The sequence below is a fragment of the Streptomyces gilvosporeus genome (assembly GCF_002082195.1).
Taxonomy (GTDB): Bacteria; Actinomycetota; Actinomycetes; order Streptomycetales; family Streptomycetaceae; genus Streptomyces; species Streptomyces gilvosporeus.
The window spans coordinates 6,336,523-6,349,173 of record NZ_CP020569.1 but is presented as its reverse complement, the minus strand read 5'-3'; the positions used below and the strand labels follow the sequence as shown (position 1 = coordinate 6,349,173).

The 12,651-nt window shown below is 70.7% G+C and carries 10 protein-coding genes and 5 tRNA genes; 3 read left to right on the top strand and 12 right to left on the bottom strand.

The window, feature by feature from the left end; genetic code table 11:
- Window position 1: 1 nt before the first annotated feature.
- Window positions 2-1,432: a 3-isopropylmalate dehydratase large subunit gene (leuC, locus tag B1H19_RS28450; RefSeq protein ID WP_083107582.1), complete on the bottom strand. Its 1,431-nt coding sequence runs from the start codon at window positions 1,430-1,432 to the stop codon at window positions 2-4.
- 174 nt (window positions 1,433-1,606) lie between these two features.
- On the opposite strand from leuC, the gene ndgR reads away from it, so the two are divergent.
- Complete coding sequence (ndgR, locus tag B1H19_RS28445) at window positions 1,607-2,323, top strand: IclR family transcriptional regulator NdgR (RefSeq protein WP_083107581.1); 717 nt, start codon at window positions 1,607-1,609, stop codon at window positions 2,321-2,323.
- Window positions 2,324-2,416: 93 nt separating this feature from the next.
- Here the strand turns inward: ndgR and B1H19_RS28440 are convergent, their stop codons facing one another.
- The 11 genes from B1H19_RS28440 to B1H19_RS28390 form a co-directional block, all read right to left on the bottom strand.
- Entirely contained in the window at window positions 2,417-2,896 is a 480-nt protein-coding gene (locus B1H19_RS28440) for a DUF4188 domain-containing protein (protein WP_203237248.1), read from the bottom strand.
- 421 nt (window positions 2,897-3,317) lie between these two features.
- Window positions 3,318-3,390 (bottom strand) — tRNA-Glu (locus tag B1H19_RS28435).
- 61 nt (window positions 3,391-3,451) lie between these two features.
- Window positions 3,452-3,523, bottom strand: a tRNA-Gln gene (locus B1H19_RS28430).
- Window positions 3,524-3,539: 16 nt separating this feature from the next.
- A tRNA-Glu gene (locus B1H19_RS28425) sits at window positions 3,540-3,612 on the bottom strand.
- 64 nt (window positions 3,613-3,676) lie between these two features.
- Window positions 3,677-3,749, bottom strand: a tRNA-Glu gene (locus B1H19_RS28420).
- A gap of 21 nt (window positions 3,750-3,770) precedes the next feature.
- Window positions 3,771-3,842 (bottom strand) — tRNA-Gln (locus tag B1H19_RS28415).
- A gap of 90 nt (window positions 3,843-3,932) precedes the next feature.
- A complete protein-coding gene (locus tag B1H19_RS28410; protein WP_083107579.1) occupies window positions 3,933-4,658 on the bottom strand; it encodes an HAD family hydrolase in 726 nt (241 codons plus the stop codon).
- 6 nt (window positions 4,659-4,664) lie between these two features.
- Window positions 4,665-5,249, bottom strand: coding sequence for a Uma2 family endonuclease (locus B1H19_RS28405; protein WP_083107578.1), 585 nt, complete (start codon window positions 5,247-5,249; stop codon window positions 4,665-4,667).
- Window positions 5,250-5,379: 130 nt separating this feature from the next.
- Window positions 5,380-6,861, bottom strand: coding sequence for a glutamate--tRNA ligase (gene gltX / locus B1H19_RS28400; protein WP_083107577.1), 1,482 nt, complete (start codon window positions 6,859-6,861; stop codon window positions 5,380-5,382).
- The gene (locus B1H19_RS28395; protein WP_030071787.1) at window positions 6,854-7,615 is read right to left on the bottom strand and encodes a fumarylacetoacetate hydrolase family protein; all 762 of its coding nucleotides are present in this window, start codon (window positions 7,613-7,615) and stop codon (window positions 6,854-6,856) included. Before B1H19_RS28395 ends, gltX begins: the two co-directional genes overlap by 8 nt.
- 83 nt (window positions 7,616-7,698) lie before the next feature.
- Entirely contained in the window at window positions 7,699-7,890 is a 192-nt protein-coding gene (locus B1H19_RS28390; RefSeq protein WP_083109921.1) for a hypothetical protein, read from the bottom strand.
- Window positions 7,891-8,571: 681 nt separating this feature from the next.
- Between B1H19_RS28390 and B1H19_RS28385 the strand changes: the two genes are divergently transcribed.
- Together B1H19_RS28385 and B1H19_RS28380 are read left to right on the top strand one after the other, a co-directional pair.
- On the top strand, window positions 8,572-12,165 hold the full coding sequence (locus B1H19_RS28385) for a sensor histidine kinase (protein ID WP_083107576.1): 3,594 nt from the start codon (window positions 8,572-8,574) through the stop codon (window positions 12,163-12,165).
- Window positions 12,166-12,174: 9 nt separating this feature from the next.
- Window positions 12,175-12,588, top strand: coding sequence for a roadblock/LC7 domain-containing protein (locus B1H19_RS28380; protein ID WP_044367888.1), 414 nt, complete (start codon window positions 12,175-12,177; stop codon window positions 12,586-12,588).
- Window positions 12,589-12,651: the final 63 nt, after the last annotated feature.

The window sequence follows — 12,651 nt, the reverse complement described above, 5'->3', positions numbered from 1 at the left end:
TTCAGACTCCCGCGGGCGTGGCGACGGCGACGTCAGAGAGATCGGCCGGTGAGGCCAGATGGCCGAGAACCGCCGTTGCGGCGGCCACCTGCGGCGAGACCAGGTGGGTGCGGCCGCCCTTGCCCTGGCGGCCCTCGAAGTTGCGGTTGGAGGTGGACGCGGAGCGCTCACCGGGCGCCAGCTGGTCGGGGTTCATACCCAGGCACATCGAGCAACCCGCGTGCCGCCATTCGGCCCCCGCCGCGGTGAAGACCTTGTCCAGGCCCTCGGCGACGGCCTCCAGCGAGACCCGGACCGAACCGGGCACGATCAGCATCCGTACGCCGTCGGCGACCTGGCGGCCTTCCAGGATGGCTGCCGCGGAGCGCAGGTCCTCGATGCGGCCGTTGGTGCACGAACCTACGAAGACGGTGTCCACGGTGATCTCGCGCAGCGGCTGACCGGCGCTCAACCCCATGTATTCCAGGGCCTTTTCGGCGGCCATCCGCTCCGAGGCGTCCTCGTACGAAGCCGGGTCGGGGACGCTGGCCGAAAGCGGCGCACCCTGGCCGGGGTTGGTGCCCCAGGTGACGAACGGCGACAGCGCGGAGGCGTCGATGTGCACCTCGGCGTCGAAGACCGCGTCGTCGTCGGTGCGCAGCGTCTTCCAGTAGGCGACCGCGGCGTCCCAGTCCTCGCCCCGGGGGGCGTGGTCGCGGCCCTGGAGGTAGTCGAAGGTGGTCCGGTCGGGGGCGATCATGCCCGCCCGCGCACCGGCCTCGATCGACATGTTGCAGATGGTCATCCGGGCTTCCATCGACAGTTTCTCGATGGCCGGGCCGCGGTACTCCAGGACGTAGCCCTGGCCGCCGCCGGTGCCGATCCGCGCGATGATCGCCAGGATGAGGTCCTTGGCGGTCACGCCCTCGGGCAGTTCGCCGTCGACGGTGATCGCCATGGTCTTGAAGGGGGCCATCGGCAGCGTCTGGGTGGCCAGGACGTGCTCGACCTGGCTGGTGCCGATACCGAACGCCAGGGCGCCGAAGGCTCCGTGGGTGGAGGTGTGGCTGTCACCGCAGACCACGGTGGTACCGGGCTGGGTCAGTCCCAACTGCGGTCCCACCACGTGGACAACGCCCTGCTCGACATCGCCCAGCGGGTGCAGCCGGACGCCGAACTCGGCGCAGTTCTTGCGCAGCGTCTCCAGCTGGGTGCGCGAGACCGGGTCGGCGATCGGCTTGTCGATGTCGAGGGTGGGGGTGTTGTGGTCCTCGGTGGCGATGGTCAGGTCCGTGCGGCGCACCTGGCGGCCGGCCTTGCGGAGGCCGTCGAACGCCTGCGGGCTGGTGACCTCGTGCAGCAGGTGCAGATCGATGAAGAGGAGGTCGGGCTCGCCTTCCGCGCGCCGGACGACATGGTCGTCCCAGACCTTCTCCGCGAGTGTCCGTCCCATCGCTTTCCCTCCGGCCGGCCGCTTCGCCGGCCTTGCTCGTCCATGCGCGATGCCCGCGGAAATCCCCTTGGCGGGCCTGACGCCGGGCCCTGGTCGAGGGCCACATCTACAGACTGACGACTTCCCTGGAAAATTGAACTTGCGTTTCACAGTGTGAGACGCGAGTATCGTTGCATGGACAACTCTAGCGGCGTCGGCGTTCTCGACAAGGCGGCTCTCGTACTGAGCGCTCTGGAGTCCGGTCCGGCCACCCTCGCCGGGCTGGTCGCGGCGACAGGGCTTGCACGACCCACGGCCCACCGGCTGGCCGTGGCACTGGAACACCACCGGATGGTGGCGAGGGACATGCAGGGCCGGTTCATCCTGGGCCCGCGGCTGTCGGAGCTGGCCGCGGCGGCCGGCGAGGACCGCCTGCTGGCCACGGCCGGACCGGTGCTCACCCACCTGCGCGATGTGACGGGCGAGAGCGCCCAGCTCTATCGCCGGCAGGGCGATATGCGTATCTGCGTGGCGGCGGCGGAACGGCTGTCCGGACTGCGGGACACCGTCCCGGTCGGCTCCACGCTGACCATGAAGGCCGGCTCCTCGGCCCAGATCCTGATGGCCTGGGAGGAGCCCGAGCGGCTGCACCGCGGCCTCCAGGGCGCCCGCTTCACGGCCACCGCGCTCTCGGGCGTGCGGCGCCGCGGCTGGGCCCAGTCGATCGGCGAGCGCGAGCCCGGCGTGGCCTCCGTCTCCGCGCCCGTGCGCGGCCCCTCCAACCGCGTGGTCGCCGCCGTCTCGGTCTCCGGACCGATCGAGCGCCTGACCCGCCACCCGGGCCGGATGCACGCCCAGGCGGTCATCGACGCCGCCGCCCGCCTCTCCGAGGGCCTGCGGAGGAGCGGCTAGCACGCCGCAGCGGGGCCGGCCGGGGCAGGAGCCGCTGTCGGTTGCGGTAGCGGCCCGTACGGATCACGCCGTACGGGCCGCTCCCTTCGGCGCTCAGACGCCCAGCCGGTCGGCCGCTCGCTCCCCGCGGCGCCCGACCGGGACCACACCCCGGACCGCCCCCAGCCCGTGGGGCGGCATATTGGCGTAGATGCTCTCGTACGAGCCCGCCGGGACGGCATAGGTCTCGTGCCAGAAGCCGACCTTGCCCCGGCCCGCCCGCGCCCGCCGGTTGTACGCCGTCCAGGCCGGCCGGTGCTCGCCGCCCTGGTCGACGGCGTAGGCCAGCAGCTTGTCCATCGATTCCCAGTACTGGAGCACGGCGAAGTTCCGCAGCCCCGGCAGGAACCGGTACCCCAGCATCCCGCGCTCCCGGTCCCGCGCCTGCTCCTTGATCATCCGCGGCATCGCCAGGAAGACGGGCAGCCAACTGCGCACCGCCCACCAGCTGTTGACCCGCATGCCGACGAGGAAGACCACCGCCTCCCCGTCGCCGTCCGCCGTCATCCGTCCCTCAACCGGCCTGCCGCTCATGGGAGCCCCCTTCGTCATGCCGCGAGACACCCCGGGACGCCTCGGCACGCCCGGGGACCATTGGATAGTGCCGCTACCCATTCTTGGATAGTGACACTCTCCAATTCGGTGCGCAAGCGAACGGCTGGGAAACATCACGCAGAGTGCCGGGGACGTACGTGCGCGGCCGGGGACGGCCGGATCCCGGTGGCCACCGCGGGCGAGGTACCGCCCAGCCACCGAGGAGGTCTCCCGACCGCGACCGGCCCGGCGCTTGCACCCCGAAGTCGCGGCCGCCTCCCGCCCCTTCGGCATGCACCGGCCGGCATGCACCGAGGCCCTCGACGCGCCGCAGCGCCCCGGCTCCGCCCGACAAGCGCTTCGGCGGCGGCAGTTGAATGCGAGAAGGCCCCCCGCATGATGCGGGGAGCCTTCTTCTCTGTACCCCCGACCGGATTCGAACCGGCGCTACCGCCTTGAGAGGGCGGCGTGCTAGGCCGCTACACAACGGGGGCAAGTCTTGCTGCAGTTGAGATTCTCGTCTGCAGGTGAGCCTGTCGCGAAGGACATGCTGCGCTGGGCTACCAGGACTCGAACCTAGACTAAATGAACCAGAATCACTCGTGCTGCCAATTACACCATAGCCCATGGTGGTTTAGACCAGTACCCCCGACCGGATTCGAACCGGCGCTACCGCCTTGAGAGGGCGGCGTGCTAGGCCGCTACACAACGGGGGCCCTAGCGATCCTCAACATCGTCGCATCCGGGAGCGACCCGAAGGAAACGGAGTGAAAGGATCTGTACCCCCGACCGGATTCGAACCGGCGCTACCGCCTTGAGAGGGCGGCGTGCTAGGCCGCTACACAACGGGGGCTTTGCAGATGAGCTCTGCGAGCTGGCCTACCAGGACTCGAACCTAGACTAACTGAACCAGAATCAGTCGTGCTGCCAATTACACCATAGGCCATCAAAATGCAACCCCCGGTGATGGGGGCCGTATTTGACTCGCGCTTCCCGGCCGGGCCTTTCGGCTCTCTCGGGCGGCGCAGGAAGAACATTACCTGATCGCGGACGGCGCACCAAAACCGATAACGCCGCGCAACAGCTCGGGCAGCTCCGCCAGGCTCCGGATGCGCCGTACGCCCGGCGGCGGCTCCTCCCCGCCGCCGTTGCGGTCCAGCCAGACGCCGGTCAGACCGGCGTCCCGGGCGCCCAGCGCGTCGATGTCGAGCCGGTCGCCGACGTAGACCACCTCCTCGGGCGGCAGACCGAGCGCGTCACAGGCGGCCGCGAACGCCTCCGGCTCGGGTTTGGCGTGCCCCAGCTCGTCGGAGCACAGCACCGCCTCGAAGTATCCGCGGATCCCCAGGGCGCGCAGCTTGCGCTCCTGGCTGGCGGTCCCGGAGTTGGACAGCACGGCCTGCCGTGCCAGCGGCGCGAGCGCCTCCAGGGCGGGCGCGGAGTCCGGGAAGAGCACCCAGGACGCTTCGTAGTGCGCCACGTACCGCCCGAACCAGGCGTCCGCCTCGTCGTCGGAGAGCGGCACGCCCAGAAACGTCCGGGCCCGCTCCCTGCGGTGCTCCAGAAATTCCAGCTCACCGGCGAGGAACCGGGCGAACGCACGCTCCATGGCGGCCTGCCACCGCGCCAGCGCGGCCTCCTCGCCGCCGTAGGCCGCCGTCAGCCCTTCCGCTTCGAGGTGCCGCAGGACGCCGGCGCGGTCCGATCCCGTGTAGTCGAAGAGGGTGTCGTCGAGGTCCCAGAGGACGGCGCGGAGGGGCATGGGGGCTCAGTTCACCCAGTCCTTCAGCGGCTCGGTGTCGAGCTTGAGGCCGACGGGCGCCGGGATCTCGACCGGCGTGCCGAACCGCACCGTGACGGCCTGGTCGTAGTGATCGCCGTCAGGCTTCGAGAAGACGGTGACCTCGCACGTGTCGCGGTCGATCAGCAGGTAGACCGGAATACCGGCCTCCGCGTAGGCGCGGGGCTTCTGCTGGCGGTCACGGCGATCGGTGTCGCCATCGTGGGAGGTGACCTCGACCGTCATCAGGACTGGTTCGGAAGCGGCCCACTCCCCCTGGCCCGAAAAGGAGCCTCTCGGCGCAAGCGTTGCGTCGGGCCTGGCATAGCCCTTTCGGTACGCCGGGATCAGGAGGCCCCGCTCGCCGTAGAGGTGCAGCTCAGGACGGTGCTGCATGCACACCTGCTGAAGCCACGCGACGATCTCGTCGTGGTCGCCGTCCGGCACAGCCTTGATCCCCAGCCTTTCATCGATGAATTCCAGATGCAGCCCGTCACCGATGCGGGCAGCGAGACGAGCTAGTTCTTCGAATTGGCTCGGCAGCATGTGCGGCCGGCCGGCGAGCGCGGTCATGGTCAGCCCTTCTCTTGCCTCTGCCTCTGTCACGGTCATTGTCCCCACCCTTCAGGTTGTCGTCCGCTCCTGGATACACCGAGGGCCCGGAAGCCGTACCGGCTTCCGGGCCCTGAGCACTCGTACGGGATCAGCCCGCCAGCTTCGCCAGCGCCGCGTCGATGCGGGCGATGGTGCGGTCCTTGCCGAGGATCTCCAGGGACTCGAAGAGGGGGAGACCGACGGTGCGGCCGGTGACGGCTACGCGGACGGGGGCCTGGGCCTTGCCGAGCTTGAGGCCGTGTTCCTCGCCGGCGGCCAGGACGGCGGCCTTGAGGGGCTCGGGGCCGCCGGTCCAGTCGGCGGCGAGGAGGTTGGCGCGGGCGGTGGTCAGGAGGGCGGCCGGGTCGCCCTTCATGGCCTTGGTCCAGGAGGGCTCGTCCTCGACGGGCTCCTTGCGGAAGAGGAAGTCGACGTTGGCGGTGATGTCGGAGAGGACGGTGAGGCGGGTCTGGGCGTGCGGGGCGATCGCCTCCCAGGCGGCGCGGTCGAAGTCCTCGGGCTCCCAGTTGGCGAACGGGGCCGTCAGCCAGGGCTCGCAGGCCGCGATGAAGTCCTTGACGTCCAGCCGCCGGATGTGCTCGGCGTTGATCGCCTCGGCCTTCTTCAGGTCGAAGCGGGCCGGGTTGGCGTTGACGTCGGCGATGTCGAACTTCTCGATCAGCTCGGGGATCGTGAAGATGTCCTCGTCCGCGGAGAAGGACCAGCCGAGCAGGGAGAGGTAGTTGAGCAGGCCCTCGGGGAGGAAGCCGCGCTCGCGGTAGAGGTTGAGGCTGGCCTGCGGGTCGCGCTTGGAGAGCTTCTTGTTGCCCTCGCCCATGACGTAGGGCAGGTGGCCGAAGGCCGGGATCGCGGAGGCGATGCCGAGGTCGATCAGGGCCTTGTAGAGCGCGATCTGGCGGGGGGTGGAGGAGAGCAGGTCCTCGCCGCGCAGGACGTGGGTGATGCCCATCAGGGCGTCGTCGACGGGGTTGACCAGGGTGTACAGCGGGGCGCCGTTGGCGCGGACGATGCCGTAGTCCGGGACGTTGTCGGGGGTGAAGGTCAGCTCGCCGCGGACGAGGTCGGTGAAGGTGATCGGCTCGTCGGGCATGCGGAAGCGGACGATCGAGGTGCGGCCCTCGGCCTCGTAGGCGGCCTTCTGCTCGTCGGTCAGCTCGCGGCAGGTGCCGTCGTAGCCGGAGGGCCGGCCGGCCTTGCGGGCGGCCTCGCGGCGCTCGTCGAGCTCTTCGGTGGTGCAGTAGCAGGGGTACGCGTACCCGCCGGCCAGCAGCTTGGCGGCGATGTCCTGGTAGCGGTCCATCCGCTGGGACTGGCGGTAGGGGGCGTGCGGGCCGCCGACCTCGGGGCCCTCGTCCCAGTCGAAGCCGAGCCAGTGGAAGGAGTCCAGCAGCTGCTGGTAGGACTCCTCGGAATCACGGGCCGCGTCGGTGTCCTCGATCCGGAAGACCAGGCTGCCGCCGGTGTGCCGGGCGTAGGCCCAGTTGAACAGGGCGGTACGGACCAGACCCACGTGGGGGTTGCCGGTCGGGGAGGGACAGAAACGGACGCGGACGGGGGTCGCGTTAGCCACGCTTGATCACCTTGTTGGTGAGAGTGCCGATGCCTGAGATGGTGACGGCGACCTCGTCGCCGACGTTGAGGGGGCCGACCCCGGCCGGGGTGCCCGTGAGGACGACGTCGCCGGGCAGCAGCGTCATGGCCTCGGTGATGTGCACGATCAGGTCCTCGATGGGCCGGACCATCTGGCTGGTGCGGCCGAGCTGGCGCTGTTCGCCGTTGACGGTGCACTGGATGGTCAGATCGCCGGGGTCGAGTTCGGTCTCGATCCAGGGGCCGAGGGGGCAGGAGCCGTCGAAGCCCTTGGCCCGGGCCCACTGCTTCTCGCGCTGCTGGACGTCCCGCGCGGTGATGTCGTTGGCGCAGGTGTAGCCGAGGATGACGTCCTTGACCCGCTCGCGGGGCACCTCGCGGCACATGCGGCCGATGACGACGGCGAGCTCCGCCTCGTGGTGCACCTCCTGGGAGAAGGAGGGGTAGGCGATGGGGTCGCCGGGGCCGATCACGGAGGTGGACGGCTTGAAGAACGTCACCGGGGCCTCGGGGACCTCGTTGCCCAGCTCGGCGGCGTGTTCGGCGTAGTTGCGGCCGATCGCGACGACCTTGTTGGGCAGGGTCGGCGGCAGGAGCCGGATCTTGTCCAGGGGAACCTTTTGGCCCGAGCGCTCGAATGCGGCGAAGGGGTGCCCCTTGATGACGTCGAGTTCGTCGCCCTCGACCACGCCGAAGCCGACGGTGCCGTCGATGGAGAATCTGGCGATGCGCACGGGTTGCCGCTGCCCCTCAATTGATCACTGGCCGGAGTTGACACTCCAGGCTATCGCGGGGCGGCGGCGGGCCCGCAGGCGTATTAGGCCGGTACGTCCTGGGTGTCTTGCGGGGCGTGCGCCGCGGGGGCGTCCATGAGGATCGTGCGGCGGGGGTTGGCCGTCTGCGTGGGCAGGTCGACGGTGTGCTCCGGGGCGTCGGCGGGGGCCAGTTCCTCGGCGTCCTCGAGGTGCGCCAGGGTGGTGCGCCGCGGGTTGGCTATGTTGCGGAACATCATCGTCGACTGTGCTGCCTTCACTGCTTCACGCCTCGCGTCGGTGATCGTCGGTGTTGTGATCATTGTGTGGAGGACAAGGGAAAGGGGTTGCCCCCGCCCGCCTTGCCGTTGCTGCCTTGAAGGTGCCCCGGACGCGCTTGTCGCCCGGGGCACCCGTGTAAAGCGTCAGGCTATGCGCGCCATTCCCTGCGAAGTGCTGGACAAGTCGACGATCTTCCTGTGAGTTTGCTCACGAGGTGTTGGACAAATGCCGCAATTCTCATGATCACTATCTCGGGGCGAATCGGACATTGACGGATTGAAGCGCATGTTCCGCTCCCGATCACCGCACCTGGGACAGGGAGCCGGGCCGGGCGATTCGCCGCCAAAAGTCCGTTATTGCGGACGGAATTCTCTACGGGTCGTCACGCGTGCCGCACGGTGCGTCACCCATGTCACGACCGTCGGTTCCGCTCTTGTTGGAGATCCGGCACTGTGCTGGAATTCCACGGACCGCCGCACGTTTCAGCCGGCGCGCTGGGGCGCAACGTAGCGCCGCGCGGTGGTGCCGCTCTCTCGGCCAGAGAGGGCAGCCCGCCGGTCACTCACGACCGCCATGGGGGACTTGCGGACCCCTACGACTCGACACCGTCCCGCCGTTGACGCGGAGGGACGCCTGGTCCAGAGGTTGCGACGCTAGTGCAGGGACGTTTCAAGAGGGATGGCATGGGGTCTCCCCAGACCCGTCAAGGGCAAGGGGAAGCTGCGGCGGAGCCGGAGCTGCGCGGCGGGACCGGCGCCTCCTCGCCCCAGCCTGCCCAGAGCAACGGTGCGCCGTCCGACCGCAGCGGCCGGGCGACCGGTGACGCCGACGGAGGCAAGCCGGCCGCGCCGAACAAGAAGGGACCGGTGGGTCCCGGCAGCCGAATATCGCTGCGCAACTGGCGCATCAGCACCCGTCTGGTCTCCCTGCTGGCGCTTCCGGTGGTCGCCGCGACCACGCTGGGCGCGCTGCGCATCGACAACTCGCTGGACAACATCGACCAGCTCGACAAGATGCAGCTGCTCACGGAGATGACGCGGCAGGCGACCGAGCTCGCCGACGCCCTCCAGGTGGAGCGCGACAAGTCGGCCGGTCCGCTGGCCGGCAGCGGCAACGTCAAGGACGACGCCAACGTCGTCGCGCCGCGCGAGGCGACCGACCGCGCCAAGCTGTCGTTCAGTCAGGCCACCGGGGACATCAAGGCCGACGACGCCACGATGACCGGTGTGCGGGCGACCGTTCTGGAGATCGGGCGCCAGCTGACCGACCTCAACGAGATCCGCGCCAACGCTTACAAGGACGACAACAACGCGGCGCGCACGGTCTCGCGGTACAACCAGCTGATCGACTCCCTGCTGTCGCTCTCCCAGGACATGGCGCAGGCGACCAGCAACCCGGAGATGATCCGCTCCACCCGTGCCCTGGCGGCCTTCTCGTCCGCCAAGGAATTCGCCTCGATGCAGCGCGCCCTGATCAGTGCGGGCCTCGCGCACCCGGGCGGCGCCCAGCTGTCGGCCAACGACCGGCTGGCCGGCCACACCGCCGAGCTGGACGAGAGCGCGGCACGCGACCGCTTCACCCAGATCTACCCCAACAACGCCGAGGCCCTCACCCGCGGTCTGGACGGCAACAACGACCAGATCAAGGCCGCGGGCAACTTCGCGCACCGCGCCTTCGCCAGCGCCGACGGCATCCGCAGCCAGGAGTTCAAGTACCTCGACTGGTACGACACCGACTCGGTCAAGATCGCCGAGATGTCGCGGATCGAGACCACGCTGCTGTCGGAGATGGACCAGAAGGCCCGCGAGCTGCGCGACGAGGCCACCCAGGAAGCGATCCTCAACGGTGCGCTGATCCTGCTGGTCCTCGGTGTCTCGCTGATCGGCGCGTTCGTCGTGGCCCGGTCCATGGTCCGCTCGCTGCACCGCCTCCAGGACACCGCGCAGCGGGTCGCCCAGGACCGGCTGCCCGAGCTGGTCAAGCAGCTGTCCGAGGCAGACCCGCAGGACGTGGACACCTCCGTCGAGTCGGTCGGTGTGCACAGCCGGGACGAGATCGGCCAGGTGGCCGCGGCGTTCGACGACGTCCACCGCGAGGCGGTCCGCCTCGCCTCCGAGCAGGCGCTGCTGCGGGGCAACGTCAACGCGATGTTCACCAACCTCTCGCGCCGCTCCCAGGGTCTGATTCAGCGTCAGCTCTCGCTGATCTCCGAACTGGAGTCCCGCGAGGCCGACCCCGACCAGCTCTCCTCGCTCTTCAAGCTCGACCACCTCGCCACCCGTATGCGCCGTAACGGCGAGAACCTCCTGGTCCTCGCCGGTGAGGAGCCGGGGCGCCGGTGGACGCGGCCGGTGCCGCTGGTCGATGTCCTGCGTGCCGCCGCGTCCGAGGTGGAGCAGTACGAGCGGATCGAGCTCAACGCCGTCCCGCAGACCGAGGTCGCCGGCCGGGTCGTCAACGACCTCGTCCACCTGCTCGCCGAGCTGCTGGAGAACGCCACCTCGTTCTCCTCGCCGCAGACCAAGGTGAAGGTCACCGGCCATGCGCTGCCCGACGGCCGCGTCCTGGTCGAGATCCACGACACCGGTATCGGCCTGTCGCCCGAGGACCTCTCGGCGATCAACGAGCGGCTGGCCAGCCCGCCGACCGTGGACGTCTCGGTGTCCCGGCGGATGGGTCTGTTCGTGGTCGGCCGCCTGTCGCTGCGGCACGGCATCCGTATCCAGCTGCGGCCCTCCGACTCCGGCGGCACCACGGCGCTGGTCATGCTCCCCGTCGATGTGGCGCAGGGCGGCAAGAAGCCGGCGCCGAGCAATGCCAAGAGCGGCGGCGGCGAAGGCGGCGGCGCGCCCGCCAGCAGGCTCGCCGGGCTCCAGCCGCGCGGCCAGGTCGGTGCGGGCCCCGCTGCCGGGCGCCCCGCGCTGCCCGGTCGCGGCGGTGGTGCGGCGGGCGCCTTCGGCGGCGCGGCCGCGGCCCGCCGTACGGGTCCCGGTGCGCCCGAGGCCGGCCGTCCCTCGCTGCCCACCCGTGGCGCGGACGAGGGCATGTCGAGCGTGGCGCCGCCGACCGGTGCGCCGCGGCGCGAGGAGCGGCCGCAGCTGCCGCCGCGCGGCCCGGCGGCCGAACTGCCCGGCGGCTCCGGCGGCCAGGGCGGTCAGGGCGGCCCGCAGAGCGGCGGTACGAGCTGGGGCGCGCGCCGTGAGCGCGGCGCCGACGACGACTGGCCGCTGGCTCCCCGCGAGGCCCAGGACCGGCCGCGCGGCCACGAGGAGCCGGAGACCACCGGCAGCTTCGAGCGGCCCGCGCCCACCGGGGGCCCCGGTGACACCGCGGCCTTCGCCCGCCCGGACTTCAACGGCCCGCCGCCCGGCGCGGACGGTGGCCAGGGCGGCCGCGGCCCGGCCGACACCACGGCGTTCGCCCGGCCCGAGCCCCGTGACACCGGCGGCTTCGCGCTGCCGGGCGGCGACCGGGAGCCGGCGGGTGCCGGTGCGGCCGGCGGTCCCGGCGAGCGCGGGACGGACCCGTTCGAGACGGGGCAGTACGAGACGACGGGCCAGTACGAGACCGGCCGGTCCGACACGACCGACCAGTACGAGACCGGGCAGTACGAGACCGGCCAGTACGAGACGACCGGGCAGTTCCCGCGGCCCGACGGCCGCGCCGGGACCGGTGCGGGCCGTCGCGAGCCGGCCCGTGCGGACGCCGACGCGGATCCGTACGAGACCGGTCGGCACCCGGTGCAGCAGCCGCAGGACCGCGATGCGCTCGGCGCGGGCGACGCGGGTCCCGGTGACGGCCGTACGCCGATCTTCGACACCATCGAGTCGAACTGGTTCAGCCACCCGGCGTCCGCCGCGGCCGGGGTGCCGCCGCGGTCCGGCGGTGCGGCCGAACCGCAGAACGCGCCGGCGCCGCGCCGTGAGGCCGCGCCGGAGGAGACCGGTCAGTGGCGCAGTACGCCCAACGACGACACCTGGCGCCAGGCGGAGCAGATCCGCCAGCCGGCCGCCGGCGGGCTGACCACCTCCGGACTGCCGCGCCGGGTCCCGCGCGCCAATCTCGTCGCGGGCACCGCCCAGCAGCAGCCCGCCCCGCAGACCGGTCCGCAGGTTTCGCGTGCGCCCAGTGACGTGCGCGGGCGGCTGACCAATCTCCGCCGGGGTATCCAGCAGGGCCGGCAGGCTGGAGGAACCTCCTCCACCGGCAACCACGGCATTGTCGACCCCACTCACCAGCAGGAGCGTTAGTTGAGTCCGATGAGCCAGGCGGCGCAGAACCTGAACTGGTTGATCACCAACTTCGTGGACAACACCCCCGGGGTGTCCCACACGGTGGTGGTCTCCGCGGACGGGCTGCTCCTCGCGATGTCCGAGGGCTTCCCGCGCGACCGTGCCGACCAGCTGGCGGCGGTGGCCTCCGGCCTGACCTCGCTGACCTCCGGGGCGTCCCGGATCTTCGAGGGCGGCACGGTCAATCAGACCGTGGTGGAGATGGAGCGCGGCTTCCTCTTCATCATGTCCGTCTCGGACGGCTCGTGTCTGGCCGTACTGGCGCACCCCGAGTGCGACATCGGCCTGGTCGGCTACGAGATGGCCCTGCTGGTCGACCGCGCGGGCACGGTGCTCACGCCCGATCTGCGTGCCGAATTGCAAGGCAGCCTGCTGAACTAGTACTCGCCGCACCCGGGCGTCCGCAGCGTCCGGGAGTGCGCGACCCATCCGCCAGTGCCGCAC